The 17009-nt window shown below is 72.4% G+C and carries 13 protein-coding genes and 1 riboswitch; of the genes, 10 read left to right on the forward strand and 3 right to left on the reverse strand.

Annotated elements, in window-relative coordinates:
* Nucleotides 1–107: 107 nt before the first annotated feature.
* The gene (locus AAFF41_RS13285; RefSeq protein ID WP_319748122.1) at nt 108–1232 is read right to left on the reverse strand and encodes an alpha/beta hydrolase family protein; all 1125 of its coding nucleotides are present in this window, start codon (nt 1230–1232) and stop codon (nt 108–110) included.
* Nucleotides 1233–1502: 270 nt separating this feature from the next.
* On the reverse strand, nt 1503–2225 hold the full coding sequence (locus AAFF41_RS13290) for a class II aldolase/adducin family protein (RefSeq protein WP_319748123.1): 723 nt from the start codon (nt 2223–2225) through the stop codon (nt 1503–1505).
* A 195-nt stretch (nt 2226–2420) separates the two neighbouring features.
* Between AAFF41_RS13290 and AAFF41_RS13295 the strand changes: the two genes are divergently transcribed.
* From AAFF41_RS13295 to cobI, 10 genes are all read left to right on the forward strand, one after another.
* Nucleotides 2421–3173, forward strand: coding sequence for a lysozyme (locus AAFF41_RS13295; protein WP_319748124.1), 753 nt, complete (start codon nt 2421–2423; stop codon nt 3171–3173).
* Nucleotides 3174–3385: 212 nt separating this feature from the next.
* The gene (locus tag AAFF41_RS13300) at nt 3386–4618 is read left to right on the forward strand and encodes an inorganic phosphate transporter (RefSeq protein ID WP_319748125.1); all 1233 of its coding nucleotides are present in this window, start codon (nt 3386–3388) and stop codon (nt 4616–4618) included.
* Between the two features lie 12 nt (nt 4619–4630).
* Nucleotides 4631–4855, forward strand: a complete 225-nt coding sequence (locus AAFF41_RS13305; RefSeq protein ID WP_054232266.1) for a hypothetical protein — start codon at nt 4631–4633, stop codon at nt 4853–4855.
* A gap of 111 nt (nt 4856–4966) precedes the next feature.
* Nucleotides 4967–5108: riboswitch (cobalamin riboswitch) on the forward strand.
* A gap of 101 nt (nt 5109–5209) precedes the next feature.
* A complete protein-coding gene (locus tag AAFF41_RS13310) occupies nt 5210–6166 on the forward strand; it encodes a cobalamin biosynthesis protein (RefSeq protein WP_319748126.1) in 957 nt (318 codons plus the stop codon).
* A complete protein-coding gene (locus AAFF41_RS13315; protein WP_319748127.1) occupies nt 6163–7671 on the forward strand; it encodes a cobyric acid synthase in 1509 nt (502 codons plus the stop codon). The genes AAFF41_RS13310 and AAFF41_RS13315 overlap by 4 nt, the downstream gene beginning before the upstream one ends.
* The gene (gene cobN, locus AAFF41_RS13320) at nt 7668–11336 is read left to right on the forward strand and encodes a cobaltochelatase subunit CobN (RefSeq protein ID WP_319748128.1); all 3669 of its coding nucleotides are present in this window, start codon (nt 7668–7670) and stop codon (nt 11334–11336) included. The genes AAFF41_RS13315 and cobN overlap by 4 nt, the downstream gene beginning before the upstream one ends.
* Nucleotides 11333–13372 (forward strand): putative cobaltochelatase, encoded by a 2040-nt coding sequence (locus tag AAFF41_RS13325; protein ID WP_343323990.1) that lies wholly within the window; start codon nt 11333–11335, stop codon nt 13370–13372. Before cobN ends, AAFF41_RS13325 begins: the two co-directional genes overlap by 4 nt.
* Complete coding sequence (cobO, locus tag AAFF41_RS13330) at nt 13372–13971, forward strand: cob(I)yrinic acid a,c-diamide adenosyltransferase (RefSeq protein ID WP_319748130.1); 600 nt, start codon at nt 13372–13374, stop codon at nt 13969–13971. Before AAFF41_RS13325 ends, cobO begins: the two co-directional genes overlap by 1 nt.
* Nucleotides 13965–15437 carry a cobyrinic acid a,c-diamide synthase CobB gene (locus tag AAFF41_RS13335; protein ID WP_319748131.1) on the forward strand — a complete coding sequence of 491 codons (1473 nt, stop codon included), beginning with the start codon at nt 13965–13967 and terminating at the stop codon, nt 15435–15437. Before cobO ends, AAFF41_RS13335 begins: the two co-directional genes overlap by 7 nt.
* Nucleotides 15434–16183: a precorrin-2 C(20)-methyltransferase gene (gene cobI, locus AAFF41_RS13340; RefSeq protein ID WP_319748132.1), complete on the forward strand. Its 750-nt coding sequence runs from the start codon at nt 15434–15436 to the stop codon at nt 16181–16183. Before AAFF41_RS13335 ends, cobI begins: the two co-directional genes overlap by 4 nt.
* Nucleotides 16184–16194: 11 nt before the next feature.
* Here cobI and AAFF41_RS13345 read toward each other — a convergent pair whose 3' ends face one another.
* Entirely contained in the window at nt 16195–16929 is a 735-nt protein-coding gene (locus AAFF41_RS13345) for a ZIP family metal transporter (protein WP_060902200.1), read from the reverse strand.
* Nucleotides 16930–17009: the final 80 nt, after the last annotated feature.

The following is a 17009-nucleotide window of genomic DNA, read 5'->3' on the forward strand; positions in this document are numbered from 1 at the left end:
CGGGGTGGCTCCGCCGGGGCGTGCGGGGAATGGTTGTGCGGGCGGGAGCGGTCTTCGTCGGGCCGCCGCGCGCAGGCGTCGTGCGGGGGCGTCGTAGGAAGGGGTGGCTACATCAGAGGGGTGAGGAAGCGGCGTAGCGCCTCTTCGTAGTTGGGGGCGGCGTTCCACATGGCGCCGTGGGAGGCGTTCGGGACCGTGTGCAGGGTGACCAGGTCCGGGCGGCGCTCGGCGAGGCGGCGCGAGGGGCCCCAGGGGGCGATGGTGTCGTCCGGGCCGTGCACGATCAAGGTCGGGACCTTGAGCTGGCCGGGGTCGGCGGCCTCCTGGATGCGGTCGCCGCGCAGACCGGTGCGGCCCTGCGCGGCACGGACCGCGAGGGGCAGCAGGGCGCTGGGCGTGTGGCGGGCCGAGGCGAGGGCGCGCAGCGTGGCTCCCCAGTCGAGGACGGGCGAGTCCAGGATCAGCCCGGAGATCCGCTCGCGCAGGGCGGAGTGCGCGGCGGTGCGCAGGGCCATGGTGGCGCCGATGGACCAGCCGTAGAGGACGACCTGGTCGGCGCCGTAGCGCACGGCGTAGCGCACGGCCGCGTCCAGGTCGCGCCACTCGGTCTCGCCGAGGTGGCTGAGGCCGTCCGGGGAGCGGGGTGCGCCGAGGTCGCCGCGGTAGGCGAGGTCGAGCACGGGCAGCTGGTTGCGGTGCAGGAACTCCATCACGTTCATGGGGTGCTCGCGGGTGGTGCCGAGCCCGTGCGCCGTGATCACCCAGGTGTCACGGGTGCCGGGCACGAACCAGGCGGGCAGCGGGCCGAGCTCGCCGGGGACGTCCACTTCGGCGTGGTCGAGACCGAGGGCGCTGCTGGGGTTGCCGATGTGCAGGTTCGGCGTGAGCCATGCCTTGTCGCCGGGTTCCAGGGTGCCGTGGGTGACGCGTTCGAGGCGGCGTACGACCGTGTCGGCGGTGTGGTGGGCGTCGTCCAGGACGGGACCGACGACCGCGTGGGAGCCGTCGCCCGTGAGGCCGTACCGTCCCGGGCGCAGGGAGGCCAGGTCGCGGGTGAGCGTGATCCGGCCCGCGGCCGTGGAGTGCACGGTGAGCCGGGGCTCGGTGGGCAGTGGCCTGCCGGGCGGCGCCTTCAGCGCGGCGTCGCTGGCGAACCGGCCCGCCGCCACGGAGGCTGCGCCCGCGGCCAGGGCTACGGAGACGGCCGCGGCCGTCACTTTGACAGTACGCACGGGTTCAGTCTCCCGGCGCGGCCCCCGGTCGGCCAGCCGGAGCGGGCGGTGGCCTCCCGCCTTGGGGTGCGCGGGCTCGTCCTCCGGCGCTGCGCGCGCACCGGAACCGCCGGGGTCGGTACAACCCGCACCGCCGGGTCCAGTGCCACCGCACCGCCGGGTCCAGTGCCACCACACCGCCAGGTCCAGTGCCACCACACCGCCAGGTCCAGTGGCAGCGCACCCCCACGTGCGGTGCCACCGCACCGCCAGTCGGTACGCCGTGTCGGATCAGCGGGGCGCGGCCCCGCCCTGCCCGTAGCGCCCCAGCCGCTCCCCCGCCTCGCCCACCTGTTCCGGCGAGAGCAGCGTCGGGGACAGGCCGGGCACGGACGATGCCAGGAGCCAGACGCGGGACATCCATTCCAGTTGGGCGGTGCGGTCGAACGCCTGGGACAGCGAGGCTCCGTAGGCGATGGTGCCGTGGTTCTGGAGGAGGCAGGCCGTGCGGCCGGTGAGGGCCTCGAGCATGTTCTCGGCCAACTCCGGGGTGCCGTAGGTCGCATAGGGGGCAACTCGGACCGGTCCACCGAGGGCGCCCGCCATGTAGTGGATCAGGGGGAGTTCGGGGACGAGGGTCGAGACGGCCGTCGCGTGCGCGGCGTGGGTGTGGACGACGGCCCGCGCGTCGGTGGCGCGGTGGATCGCGAGGTGCATCGGCAGTTCGCTCGTCGGAACGAGCGAACCGAGGACCTGCCGGCCCTCGAGGTCCACACCGACGGCGTCTTCGGGCCTCAGCCGGTCGTAGGGCACTCCCGTCGGTGTGACCAGGACCGTGTCGCCGACCCGGACGGAGACGTTGCCCGACGTACCGACGACAAGCCCGTCGGCCACCGTCCGACGGGCCGTCGCGACGAGCTCGCCCCACGCGGCCGCCACCTCCCGCTCGCGCGCGCCCGGCGCAGTCTCCCCCACGTCCCCCACTTCCCGTGCGTCCCGCCGCTGCTCAGCCATGGGGCGATCCTGCCAGGCAGGGACGTCAACCCACGGTCGGCGAGGGCACTTTAGGGCGGAAGACAAGAGTCCGTAAGGGGACATAGCAGCACATATCGCCCGCTCGGGGTGATTGGCTGGCGATCGACGGGCTCTCAACGATCTTCCCATAGCCTCTGGGGGATTTGTCACGCACGTCGCCATTCCGGGGGAAATATGGCCCGTGACCACAAACCACTTCTTCGCCGTGCCCGCGTCCTCGCGGCGGCGGCCGCCATGGCGGCGCTCACCGCCGCGGGGACCGTCCTCGCCGTGACCCCGGTCGCCGCGGCGGCCCAGCCCAAGGGCCACGACGTCTCCTCGCACCAGAAGGACGTCGACTGGCAGAGCGCGAGGGCGAAGGGTGCCCGGTTCGTCTACGTGAAGGCGACCGAGTCCCACACGTACCGCAATCCGTACTTCGGCCGGCAGTACGACGGAGCGCGCGACGCGGGGATCCTGCGCGGCGCCTATCACTTCGCGGTGCCGGACAAGTCGTCCGGCACCACCCAGGCCGCGTACTTCGTGCGCAACGGCGGCGCCTGGCGCGCGGACGGCTGGACGCTGCCGCCCGCGCTCGACATGGAGTACAACCCGTACGACAAGAAGCGCAAGTGCTACGGCCTGAGCAAGGCCAGGATCGTGAGCTGGATCCAGGCGTTCAGCGACGAACTCGAACGGGAGACCGGCCGCCGTCCCGTCATCTACACGACCACCCACTGGTGGAACACCTGCACCGGCGGCAGCGGCGCCTTCGCCGCGAACCACGCCCTCTGGCTCGCCCGCTACGACTCGGCGGACACGGGCACGTTGCCGGCCGGCTGGTCGACGTGGACGTTCTGGCAGTACGACAACAGCGGCACGCTCCCGGGTGACCAGAATCTCTTCAACGGATCCATGACCCGGCTCAAGCAGTTCGCCGCGGGCTAGAAGCCCTCGAACAACCCCTGGCGGAACCCGGTATTCCGCCTCCGTTCGAACATCTGGTAAACCGTCGGGCCGCCCCTCCCGCACACTGGTCATCACAAGCGGAGGGGCGGTCCACCGTTTGAGACACCCCAGCGCCCGCCCCAGTTCATCTTCCGTTCACTCAGGTTGCTTACGGTCCACCTGCCACTGACGTCAAACAGAAGCCTGGGTAAATGGAACACATCACGCTCCTCCTCGGAATCGTGATCGTCACCGCTCTCGTGTTCGATTTCACGAACGGTTTCCACGACACTGCCAACGCGATGGCGACCACCATCTCGACCGGCGCTCTGAAGCCCAAGACGGCGGTGGCCATGTCCGCCGTGCTGAACCTCGTCGGCGCGTTCCTCTCCGTGGAGGTCGCCAAGACGATCTCCGGCGGGATCATCAACGAAGAGGGCATACGCGTCCAAGTGATCTTCGCGGCGCTCGTCGGCGCCATCCTCTGGAATCTGCTGACCTGGCTTCTGGGTCTGCCCTCCAGTTCCTCCCACGCACTGTTCGGCGGCCTGATCGGCGCCGCGGTCATGTCGGCCGGCTGGTCGTCGGTGAACGGCTCGACCGTCGTCACCAAGGTGCTGATCCCCGCGGTCGCCGCGCCCATCGTGGCCGGACTCGCCGCGATGCTGGCCACCCGGCTGACGTACCGGATCGGCAACCGCGCCGACGAGAAGGCGACCGCCAAGGGCTACCGCGCCGGCCAGATCGCCTCCGCCGGCCTGGTCTCCCTGGCGCACGGCACGAACGACGCCCAGAAGACGATGGGCATCATCACCCTCGCCCTGGTCACCGGCGGCGTCATCGCCCCGGGCTCGAACCCCCCGCTGTGGGTCATCGTCTCGGCCGGTACGGCCATCGCGCTCGGCACCTACCTGGGCGGCTGGCGCATCATCCGCACCTTGGGCAAGGGCCTCACGGACCTCGCGCCGCCGCAGGGCTTCGCCGCCCAGACCAGCGCCGCGACGGCCATCCTGGCCTCCTCGCACATCGGCTTCTCCCTCTCCACCACGCAGGTCTGCTCCGGCGCCGTGATGGGCTCGGGCCTCGGCCGCAAGGGCGGCGTGGTCCGCTGGTCGACCGCGACGCGGATGTTCGTCGCCTGGGGCCTGACCCTGCCGGCCGCCGGTCTGGCCGGTGCCTCCGCCGAGTTCCTGACCAAGCAGGGCACCTGGGGCATCGTCCTCACCGGCGCGCTGCTCGTCGCCGGCGCCGGCACCATCTGGAAGCTCTCCCGCCGCCAGCCGGTCACCGTCGACAACGTCAACGACGTCGACGCCGAACCCGCGGGCGTCGTCACCGCCGCGATCGCCGCCGTCACCCCGCCGCCCGCGGGCCCCGTCACCGGCGACCTGAAGACCACCATCCCGTCCCCGGACGCGGAGCCCACCCGCCCGGCCACGGTGTAAGGACAGAACAGCATGCACATCGACTGGGCAGCCCTCGGCTCCGTGTTCGGAGTCAGCCTCGTGACCACCGTCGGCCTCGTCGGCCTCTTCACCCTCGGCATCGTCGGCCTCTCCAAGCGCGAGTCCGCGTCCGCCCAGGGCGGCTCCGCGACCCTCGCGGTCACCGGCGCGTACGTCTGCTTCGCGGCGTGCGCCGCGGCGGTGGCGTACGGCATCTTCCTGATCGTCGGCAAGTAACCCAAAACGGGCACCACTTCGCGTGGGGTGCGGGACGGATCACCGTCCCGCACCCCACCTGTATGTGGGCCTTCGCACACTCTCCCCGCGCAGGTCAACAGCAAGTTGACGGGTCTTCCAACCCGTGGTGGACTGCCGGAGCCAAGTACGGCGACAGAAGAGGAAGCCGGTGTGAATCCGGCGCGGTCCCGCCACTGTGACCGGGGAAGGAAACTCCCCGGGAGCCAGGAACTCTCCCCGCCGGTCTCGTCGAACCAGGGCGCGGACACCCTGAGTGAGGACATAACGCCATGCGCGGCTGCCCAAGTGCCCTGCGAGCGACGGTTCCACCCGACCTGACGGTCGGCTGACCCCGTGCGTGCCGATCGCGTCTTCGCGTACGGCGCCGCTGCCGGACTCCTCGGTGACCTGCTGCTCGGTGATCCCCGCCGGGGGCATCCGGTCGCCGCGTTCGGGCGGAGCGCGGCAGCCGTGGAGCGGGTGCTGTGGCGGGACCACCGCGGGTGGGGCGCGCTGCACACCGCCGCGTGTGTGGGCGGTGCCGCCGGACTCGCCGCCGTCGCCTCCCGTGCCGTACGCCCCTCACGTGTCGCGTCCCTCACGCTGACGGCCGCCACCACCTGGGCCGTCGTCGGGGGCACCACACTCGGGCGGGAGGCCCGGGCGATCGGTGCCGCCCTCGCGGACGGGGAGATCGAGACGGCCCGGGAGCGGCTGCCGCATCTGTGCGGGCGCGATCCCCAGGCCCTCGGCGCCGACGGCATCGCGCGCGCCGTCGTCGAGTCCGTCGCCGAGAACACCTCCGACGCCGTGGTGGGCGCCCTGGTGTGGGGTGCCGTGGCCGGAGTCCCGGGGCTCGTGGGCTTTCGGGCCGTCAACACCCTTGACGCCATGGTCGGTCACAGGTCGCCCAGGTACCGGCGGTACGGGTGGGCCTCGGCTCGGCTCGACGACGTCGCCGGGTGGCCGGGGGCCCGTCTCACCGCCGTGCTCGCCGCCCTCGCGGGTGACAGTCCCCGAGGGGCCCTGCGCGCCTGGCGCGCCGACGCCGTCAAGCATCCGAGCCCCAACGCCGGGCCCGTGGAGGCCTCGTTCGCGGGGGCGCTCGGGGTGCGCCTGGGCGGCACCCTCTCCTACGGCGGGCGCGTCGAGCACCGGCCCGAACTCAACGGCGCCGGGCGCGCCGTGCACGTCGACGACATCGAGCGGGCCGTACGGCTGTCACGGCGTGTCGGCTGGCTCGCCCTCGGCGTGAGCGCCGGCGGACGGCTGCTCGTACAGAGGCTTCTCAGGAAGGGGCGTACGTCATGAGCGGCGGGCTGCTCGTCGCCGGAACCACCTCCGACGCGGGCAAGAGCGTCGTGACCGCCGGGATCTGCCGGTGGCTGGTGCGCCACGGCGTCAAGGTCGCGCCCTTCAAGGCGCAGAACATGTCCCTGAACTCGTTCGTGACGCGCGAGGGCGCCGAGATCGGGCGTGCGCAGGCCATGCAGGCGCAGGCCGCCCGGGTGGAGCCGACCGCGCTCATGAACCCCGTGCTGCTCAAGCCGGGCAGCGACCGGAGCAGTCAGGTCGTCCTCATGGGAAAGCCCGTGGGCGAGATGACCGCACGCGGCTACCACGGGGGGCGGCAGGAAGCCCTCCTCACCACCGTGCTGGACTGTCTCGCCGAGTTGCGGGGCACGTATGACGCGGTGATCTGTGAGGGGGCCGGCAGTCCTGCCGAGATCAATCTGCGGCGGACCGACATCGTGAACATGGGGATCGCGCGCAATGCGCGGCTGCCCGTGCTCGTCGTCGGCGACATCGACCGCGGGGGTGTTTTCGCCTCGTTCTTCGGGACGGTCGCGCTGCTGTCGCGGGAGGACCAGGAGTTCGTCGCCGGGTTCCTCGTCAACAAGTTCAGGGGGGACGTCTCCCTGCTGGAGCCGGGGCTCGACATGCTCCACGGCCTCACCGGGCGGCGTACGTACGGCGTCCTGCCGTTCCGGCACGGCCTCGGCATCGACGAGGAGGACGGGCTGCGGGTGTCGCTTCGGGGAGCGGTCCGGGAGTCCCGAGTGACCTCCCCCGTCGGCGAGGACGTACTGCGCGTCGCCGTCTGCGCGATCCCGCTGATGTCCAACTTCACGGACGTGGACGCGCTGGCCGCCGAGCCGGGTGTCGTCGTGCGGTTCGTGGACCGGGCCGAGGAGCTGACCGACGCCGACCTCGTCGTCGTCCCCGGGACCCGGGGGACGGTGAAGGCGCTGGAGTGGCTGCGCGAGCGGGGACTCGCGGACGCCATCCTGCGCAGAGCCGCCGAGGGGCGGCCCGTGCTGGGCATCTGTGGCGGTTTCCAGGTCCTCGGCGAGCACATCGAGGACGAGGTCGAGTCGCGCGCCGGTCATGTCGACGGGCTCGGACTCCTGCCGGTCCGCGTGCGGTTCGCACGGGAGAAGACCCTGACCCGGCCCGTCGGGGAGGCGCTCGGCGAGCACGTCGAGGGCTACGAGATCCACCACGGCGTCGCCGATGTGACGGGCGGTGAACCGTTCTTGGACGGCTGCCGGGTCGGTGCCGTCTGGGGCACGCACTGGCACGGCTCGCTGGAGTCGGACGGCTTCCGGCGCGCCTTCCTGCGCGAGGTGGCGGCCGCCGCGGGCCGTCGTTTCGTGCCGTCCGCCGACACGTCGTTCGCGGCGCTGCGCGAGGAGCAGCTCGACCGGCTCGGCGATCTGATCGAGGAACACGCGGACACGGACGCGCTGTGGCGGCTCATCGAGTCGGGCGCGCCGCAAGGACTGCCTTTCATTCCACCGGGAGCGCCCGTATGAGCACAGTGTTGTTGTTGTCGACCGCCGACACCGATCTGCTGGCGGCGCGTGCCTCCGGCGCCCCGTACCGGATCGGCAACCCCACCCGGGTGGAGGTCGAGGGCGAACTGCCGTCCCTCGTCGAGGGCGCGGACCTCGCCGTCGTACGACTCCTGGGCGGCAAGCGTGCCTGGGAGGAGGGCCTGCGGAAGCTGAAGGCCTCGGGCATCCCCACCGTGCTGCTCGGCGGGGAGTCCGTACCCGACGCCGAACTGATGGCGGAGTCGTCGGTGCCCGCCGGTGTCGTCGCCGAGGCGCTGCGCTATCTGGTCGAGGGCGGCCCGGACAACCTCACCGAACTGGCCCGGTTCCTCTCCGACACCGTGCTGCTGACGGGTGAGGGCTTCGAGGAGCCGCGGAAGATGCCGGAGTACGGCGTCCACGGCGAGCGCGCCTTCGTCGAGGGCCGGCCGACCGTCGGCGTGCTCTTCTACCGGGCCCACCAGCTGTCCGGCAACACCGCGTTCGTGGACACGCTGTGCGACGCGATCGAGGCGCGCGGCGCCAACGCGCTGGCCGTGTACTGCGGTTCGCTGCGCGGCGCGGACGCGGGCCTGTACGAGATCCTCGGCACGGCGGACACGCTCGTCGCCACCGTGCTCGCGGCGGGCGGCACGCACGCCTCGGAGGCGTCCGCGGGCGGCGACGAGGAGGCCTGGGACATCGGCGCGCTCGCCGACCTGAACGTCCCCGTGCTGCAAGGGCTCTGTCTGACCTCGTCCAGGAGTGCCTGGGACGCGTCGGACGCCGCCCTCTCCCCCATGGACGCGGCGATGCAGGTCGCGATCCCCGAGTTCGACGGCCGTCTGATCACCGTCCCCTTCTCCTTCAAGGAGCAGGGGCCCGACGAGGTGCCGGTCTACGTCGCCGACCCCGAGCGGGCCGCCCGCGTCGCCGGAATCGCCGTACGTCACGCCCGGCTGAAGCACAAGCCGAACGCGGACAAGAAGCTCGCGCTCGTCTTCACCGCCTATCCGACCAAGCACTCCCGCGTCGGCAACGCGGTCGGCCTGGACACGCCCGCCTCGGCGGTACGGGTGCTCGACGCGCTGCGGGACGCCGGGTACGTCGTCGAGGGACACCCCGACAACGGCGACGAGTTGATCCACCGGCTCATCAACGCCGGCGGCCACGACGTCGAGTGGCTCACGGAGGAGCAGCTGGCCGCCGCGCCCGCGCGGGTGCCGCTGGCCGACTACCGGGCCTGGTTCGACAAACTGGACCCGGATCTCAAGCGAGGCATGCTGGACGCGTGGGGCGAGCCGCCCGGCTCCCTCTACGTCGACGGCGACGACATCGTGCTCGCGTCCCTGCAGTTCGGGAACGTCGTCGTGATGATCCAGCCGCCGCGCGGCTTCGGCGAGAACCCGATCGCGATCTACCACGACCCGGACATGCCACCGTCGCACCACTACATGGCGGCCTACCGGTGGCTGGAGGCCGCGACGTCGGAGGGAGGCTTCGGCGCGGACGCCGTCGTGCACATGGGCAAGCACGGCACGATGGAGTGGCTGCCGGGCAAGGGCCTCGGGCTCAGCGGTGGCTGCGCGCCGGACGCCGTCCTCGGTGAACTCCCTCTCATCTACCCCTTCATCGTCAACGACCCCGGCGAGGGCACCCAGGCCAAGCGGCGCGGCCACGCCACGGTCGTCGACCACCTCGTGCCGCCGATGGCCCGCGCCGACACCTACGGCGACCTGGCCAAGCTGGAGCAGCTCCTCGACGAGTACGCGCTGGTGTCCGACCTGGACCCGACGAAGGCCCCGGCGGTCCGCGCGCAGATCTGGACGCTGGTCAAGACGGCCGAACTCCACCACGACCTGCATGTGGAGGACCAGCCGGACGACGCGGCGTTCGACGAGTTCGTCATGCACATCGACGGCTATCTGTGCGAGATCAAGGACGTGCAGATCCGCGACGGTCTGCACATCCTCGGCGGCGGCCCGGAGGCCGAGCCGCGCGTCAACCTCGTGCTGGCCGTGCTGCGGGCCTCCCAGGTGTGGGGCGGCACCGCGAACGCGCTGCCGGGGCTGCGGGCCTGCCTCGCCGCGTACTTCGGCCTGGTCGAGAAGGAGCTGCTCGCCGAGCCGGGCGCGCCGGTGAAGGTGCCGGTCGAGCTGACGGACCTCGTCGAGGGGCCGGCGCGGACCGGGGCGGACGCGATCGACCTGCTGGAGCAGTTGTGCCGCCGGATGGCGGAGGGCATGGAGGAGCGCGGCTGGGTGACGTCCGAGAGCACCGCCCTCGTACGGGAGGTGCTGGGCGTCGAACTCCCCGACGCCGTCGCGGTGCTGGAGTTCGCCTGCCGTGAGGTCGTGCCGCGCCTGGCCCGGACGACGGACGAGATCACCCACATCCTGCGCGCCCTGGACGGCGGTTACGTCCCCGCGGGCCCGTCGGGCTCACCGACCCGCGGGCTGGTGAACGTCCTGCCGACCGGTCGCAACTTCTACTCCGTCGACCCCAAGGCGATCCCGTCCAGGCTGAGTTGGGAGGTCGGGCAGTCGCTCGCCGACTCCCTGGTGCAGCGGTACCTGCAGGACACGGGCGAGTACCCCAAGTCCGTCGGTCTGACGGTCTGGGGCACGTCCGCGATGCGCACCCAGGGCGACGACATCGCCGAGATCCTCGCGCTGCTCGGCTGCCGCCCGGTCTGGGACGACGCCTCGCGCCGCGTGACCGGTTTCGACGTGGTGGGCCTGGAGGAGCTGGGCCGGCCGCGCATCGACGTCACGGTCCGCATCTCCGGCTTCTTCCGGGACGCGTTCCCGCACGTCGTGGGCCTGATCGACGACGCGGTGCGCGCGGTGGCCGAGCTGGACGAGCCCGCCGACCGCAACTACGTCCGCGCGCACGCCGACGAGGACACAGCCGAGCACGGCGACCGGCGCCGCGCCACCTCCCGCATCTTCGGCTCCAAGCCGGGCGCGTACGGCGCCGGTCTCCTCCCCCTGATCGACGCCCGCAACTGGCGCTCCGACGCCGACCTCGCCGAGGTGTACGCGGTGTGGGGCGGCTACGCGTACGGGCGCGGGCTGGACGGGCGGGCGGCGCGCGGGGACATGGAGATCGCGTTCCGGCGCATCGCCGTCGCCGCGAAGAACGTCGACACCCGCGAGCACGACCTCGTCGACGCCGACGACTACTTCCAGTACCACGGCGGCATGGTCGCGATGGTGCGGCACCTGACGGGCGCGAGCCCGGAGGCGTACGTCGGCGACTCGGCCGTACCGGACCAGGTGAAGACCCGCACGCTGGGCGAGGAGACCCATCGCGTCTTCCGCGCCCGGGTCGTCAATCCGCGCTGGATGGCCGCCATGCGACGGCACGGCTACAAGGGCGCCTTCGAGATGGCGGCGACCGTCGACTACCTCTTCGGGTACGACGCAACGGCCGGGGTCGTGGACGACTGGATGTACGAGAAGCTCAGCGCGGAGTACGTCTTCGACGCGGAGAACCGGGACTTCATGAAGAAGTCCAACCCGTGGGCGCTGCGCGGCATCACCGAACGGCTCCTCGAGGCCGCCGACCGGGGGCTGTGGGCCGAGCCGGACGCGGACACGCTGGAGCGGCTGCGTGCCACCTATCTGGAGCTCGAAGGCGACTTGGAGGGCGACGACCAGTGAGTACCCCGTTCCCGTTCACGGCCGTGGTCGGCCAGGACGACCTGCGGCTCGCGCTGCTGCTGAACGCCGTGTCGCCCGCCGTGGGCGGTGTGCTCGTCCGCGGCGAGAAGGGCACGGCCAAGTCCACGGCCGTACGCGCCCTGTCGGCGCTCATGCCGGGGGTGGACGTCGTCGCCGGGTGCCGGTTCTCGTGCGATCCGGCCGGGCCCGACCCGGCCTGCCCCGACGGTCCGCACGAGCCGGGCGCCTTCGAGACCCGGCCGGCCCGCATGGTCGAGCTGCCCGTCGGTGCCTCCGAGGACCGGCTCGTGGGTGCGCTCGACATCGAGCGGGCGCTCTCGGAGGGCGTGAAGGCCTTCGAGCCGGGGCTGCTGGCCGCCGCCCACCGCGGGATCCTGTACGTCGACGAGGTCAACCTCCTCCACGACCACCTCGTCGACCTGCTGCTGGACGCCGCCGCCATGGGCGCCTCGTACGTCGAGCGCGAGGGTGTCTCCGTACGGCACGCGGCACGCTTCCTGCTCGTCGGGACCATGAACCCCGAAGAGGGCGAACTGCGGCCGCAGTTGCTCGACCGGTTCGGGCTGACCGTCGAGGTGGCCGCCTCCCGGGAGCCCGATCAGCGGGTCGAGGTCGTGCGGCGCAGACTCGCCTACGACGACGACCCGACGGGCTTCGCGGCGCGCTGGGCCGACGAGGAATCCGCCGTACGGGCCCGGATCGTGGCGGCGCGGCAGCTGTTGCCGTCCGTGCGGCTCGGGGACCCGGCGCTGCGGCAGATCGCGGCGACCTGCGCGGCCTTCGAGGTGGACGGCATGCGGGCCGACATCGTCATGGCACGGACCGCGACCGCGCTCGCCGCGTGGGCGGGACGGACCGAAGTGCTGGCGGAGGACGTACGTCAGGCCGCGCTGCTCGCGCTGCCGCACCGGCGGCGCCGCAACCCCTTCGACGCGCCGGGGCTCGACGAGGACAAGCTCGACGAGACGCTGGAGGAGTTCGGGGGATCGGACGAGGGCTCTTCCGAGGAGGGTTCTTCCGACGACGATCCGGACGCGGACCCGGATCCGGACGGACCCGGTGGGGGTGGGCGGCCACCTCAGGACGGGCCGGACGGCGACTCCCCCGCCGGTGACGTCCCGGCGCAGGGCGAGCCCTCGGACGACGGGCGCGCGCCGGCCGCGCAGGGCGCCGGTGAGCAGTCCCCCGTACGGGCCGCCGAACCCTTTCCCACGAAGGTGCTGAGCGTGCCGGGGCTCGGCGAGGGCGCGGCCGGGCGGCGTTCGCGGGCGCGGACCGAGCACGGACGGACCACCGGGTCGCGGCGGCCCCGAGGGGCGCTCACCAAGCTGCACCTGGCGGCGACCGTGCAGGCGGCGGCGCCCCATCAGCGGGCGCGGGGGCGGTCGGGGCGCGGTCTCGTCGTACGGCGGGACGATCTGCGCCAGGCCACCCGGGAGGGGCGTGAGGGCAACCTCGTGCTGTTCGTGGTGGACGCCTCCGGGTCGATGGCGGCGCGGCAGCGGATGAGTGCCGTCAAGGGCGCGGTGCTGTCGCTGCTGCTCGACGCGTACCAGCGGCGCGACAAGGTGGGGCTCGTGACCTTCCGGGGGTCCTCGGCCGACGTGGCGTTGCCGCCCACCTCGTCCGTGGACGCGGCCGCCGCCCGCCTCGAGTCGCTGCCCACGGGCGGGCGGACGCCGCTCGCGGCCGGGCTGCTGCGCGCGCACGACGTGCTGCGGGTCGAGCGGCTGCGGGATGCCGCCCGGCGGCCGTTGGTCGTCGTGGTGACCGACGGGCGGGCCACCGGTGGCCCTGAGCCCGTCGCGCTCGCCGAACGGGCGGCGCGGCTGTTCGCGGCCGACCAGGTCGCCTCCGTGGTCGTCGACTGCGAGGCGGGACCCGTGCGGCTCGGACTCGCGGGGCGGCTCGCGGGCGAACTGGGCGGCACGGCGGTGACGTTGGACGAGTTGCGGGCCGACGCGATCGCCGGGCTCGTGCGCGATGTGCAGGGGACTTCGAGGAGGGCCGCGTAATGCCACAGGGGCAGCCGAGTGTCGTACCCGAGGACGGACTGACGACGCGTCAGCGCCGCAACCGGCCGCTGGTCGTGGTGCACACGGGGATCGGGAAGGGCAAGTCCACCGCCGCCTTCGGGCTGGCGCTGCGCGCCTGGAACCAGGGGTGGCCCATCGGGGTGTTCCAGTTCGTCAAGTCGGCGAAGTGGAAGGTCGGGGAGGAGAACGCGCTGCGCGTGCTCGGCGCCTCCGGCGAGGGCGGGTCCGTCGACTGGCACAAGATGGGCGAAGGGTGGTCGTGGGTGCAGCGCGACTCCCAGATGGACAACGAGGAGAAGGCCCGCGAGGGCTGGGAGCAGGTCAAGCGGGACCTCGCCGCCGAGACGTACAAGCTCTACGTGCTGGACGAGTTCGCCTACCCGATGCACTGGGGATGGGTGGACGTCGACGAGGTCGTCGCCGTGCTGCGGGACCGGCCCGGGACGCAGCATGTCGTGATCACCGGGCGCAACGCTCCCGAGAAGCTCGTCGCGTTCGCGGATCTCGTGACGGACATGTCCAAGGTGAAGCATCCGATGGACGCCGGCCAGAAGGGCCAGAGGGGCATCGAGTGGTGATTTCCGTCCCTCGGCTGGTCATCGCCGCGCCCTCGTCCGGGAGCGGCAAGACCACCGTTGCCACGGGGTTGATGGCGGCCTTCGCCTCACGGGGGCTCGCCGTGTCCCCGCACAAGGTGGGGCCCGACTACATCGACCCCGGGTACCACGCGCTCGCCACCGGGCGCGTGGGGCGGAATCTCGACGCGTATCTGTGCGGCACGGAGTTGATCGCGCCCTTGTTCGCGCACGGGGCGCGCGGATGCGATCTCGCGGTCGTCGAAGGTGTGATGGGGCTGTACGACGGGGCCGCCGGGGAGGGTGAGCTCGCGTCCACGGCGCAGGTGGCGAAGTTGCTGCGGGCGCCGGTGGTGCTGGTCGTCGACGCGTCGTCGCAGTCCCGGTCCGTGGCCGCGTTGGTGCACGGGTTCGCTTCCTGGGATCCCGAGGTGCGGGTTTCCGGGGTGATTCTCAACAAGGTGGGGTCGTCGCGGCACGAGGAGATGCTGCGGGAGGCTCTGGACGAATCCGGGGTGCCGGTGCTCGGGGTGCTGCGGCGCGCGCCGCAGGTGGGAACGCCGTCGCGGCATCTTGGGCTGGTGCCCGTCGCCGAGCGGCACGCGGCAGCGGTCGAGTCGGTTGCCGCCATGGCCTCGCAGGTGGGGGAGGGGTGTGATCTCGACGGGCTGCTCGCGTTGGCGCGGAGCGCGCCCGTGTTGGCGGGTGCGGCCTGGGATGCGGCTGCGGCTGTCGTTTCTTCGCCCCCGCCCCCCCTTCCCGTCCCAACCCTGGGGGCTGCGCCCCCAGACCCCCGCCATCGGCCTGAACGGCCTCGTCCTCAAACGTCGGACGGGCTGAAAGCTCGCGGGACCGGGCTGCGTGCGGCGCCCCGGATCGCTGTCGCCGGCGGGGCCGCCTTCACCTTCTCCTACGCCGAGCATGCCGAGTTGCTGACCGCCGCGGGTGCCGAAGTCGTCACCTTCGACCCTCTGCGGGACGAACAACTGCCGGACGGTACCTGCGGGTTGGTCATCGGTGGTGGGTTTCCCGAGGTGTACGCGCCCGAGCTGTCCGCCAACGAGCCGTTGCGCAAGGCCGTGGCCGAGCTGGCGTTCGGCGGGGCGCCCGTCGCCGCCGAGTGCGCCGGGCTGCTGTATCTGTCGCGCGAGCTCGACGGGCAGCCCATGTGCGGCGTGCTCGACGTCTCGGCCCGGATGAGTGAGCGGCTCACCCTGGGCTACCGGGACGCCGTGGCCGTGAGTGACAGCGCGCTCGCCGTCGCCGGAACGCGGATGCGGGGGCACGAGTTCCACCGGACCGTCGTCGAGCCGGGCGCCGGGGCGGCTCCCGCCTGGGGAGTGCGCGCCGCTGAGCGGCGCGTCGAAGGTTTCGTACAACAAGGTGTGCACGCGAGTTATCTGCACACGCACTGGGCGTCACAGCCCGGTGTCGCCCGTCGGTTCGTGGAGAGGTGCCGGACGTCATGAGCAGCAAGCTGATCGGAATCGGGGTCGGTCCCGGTGACCCGGAGCTGGTGACCGTCAAGGGCGTCAACGCGCTGCGTGCCGCCGAGGTCGTGGTCGTACCGGTGATGGCCGCGCCCGATGGAAAGGACGGCGGAGAGCCGGGGCGGGCGGAGGCCACCGTCCTGCACTACGTGCCCGAGGAGAAGGTCGTCCGCGTCGTGTTCGCGCTCAACGAGCGGACCGACCGGGGGCGGCGCGAGGCCGCCTGGGACGCCGCGGGCACGCGGGTCGCGGAGCTGCTCCGGCGGCACGCGTCCGTCGCCTTCGCGACCATCGGCGATCCGAACGTGTACTCGACCTTCACCTATCTGGCGCAGACCATCGGGGAGCTGGTGCCCGGCACGGTCGTCGAGACCGTGCCCGGTATCACCGCCATGCAGGATCTGGCGGCGCGGTCCGGGGCCGTGCTCACGGAAGGGACCGAGCCACTCACCCTCGTTCCGGTGACCGCCGGGTCCGCCGTGCTCAAGGACGCCCTCAACGGGCCCGGGACCGTCGTCGCGTACAAGTTCGGGCGGCAGGCGCACGAGGTCGCGGAGGCGCTGCGGGTGACGGGTCGGCTCGACGACGCCGTGTGGGGGTCCGCGCTCGGGCTGGAGGGCGAGTCCATCCGGCCCGCCGCCGACCTCGACGGCGAACCGCTGCCGTACCTCTCCACCCTCATCGCGCCCGCCCGGCGGGACGGCAAACGCGGCGGGAAACTGTGAGCCCCGGAAGATCACCCGCTTCCGGCGAGACCCACCACCAGCCAGATGAACCCCGCGCCCGCGATCGTGCACAGCAGGGTCGAGCGGGCCGGGTGCTCGTGGTGCGCCTCGGGGAGGATCTCGGCGGCGGCCAGGTACAGCAGTACGCCGCCGAAGAGGCCGAGATAGCCGCCGAGCACCTGCTCCGGGATGGTGAAGAACAGGGTCGAGGCGGCACCGATCACCGGGGCCACCGCGTCCGCGAACAGCATCGTGATCGCTTTGCGGCGCGCGTTCCCGTACAGGCTCGTGATCGTGTACGTGTTGAAGCCGTCCGCGAAGTCGTGGGCGATCACCGCGAGCGCGACCGCAAGGCCCATGCCGCCGCCGACCTGGAAGGCGGCGCCGATCGCGACGCCGTCCATGGCGCTGTGCCCGACCATCGCCGCGGCGGCCGTCAGGCCCACCTCGGGCGCGCGTCCGTCGTGCTCCTCGGCGCCGTGCGCGACCTGCCGGGCGGCCAGCAGCCGTTCCACCAAATGGGCCAACAGGAACCCGGCGACGAACAGCAGCAGGGCCGCCGGTACGCCGAACACCTCCTCGCCCGCCGCCTTCAGCGCCTCCGGGAGCAGATCCAGGCCGACCACGCCGAGCATCAGGCCGCCCGCCAGGCCCAGCACCAGGTGGCGGCGGTCGGTGACCCGCTGTGCCGTCCAGCCTCCGGCCAGCGTCATCAGGAACGCGCCGAGCGCGACGAAGACCGCCATGAGCCCTTCGTATCCGATCGCACCCCGTTCGCGCACATCCGGCGACGACCTCGCGCCCACTGAGGCGCCCACCCACTTCT

This window comes from Streptomyces mirabilis (assembly GCF_039503195.1).
GTDB classification, from domain to species: Bacteria; Actinomycetota; Actinomycetes; order Streptomycetales; family Streptomycetaceae; genus Streptomyces; species Streptomyces mirabilis_D.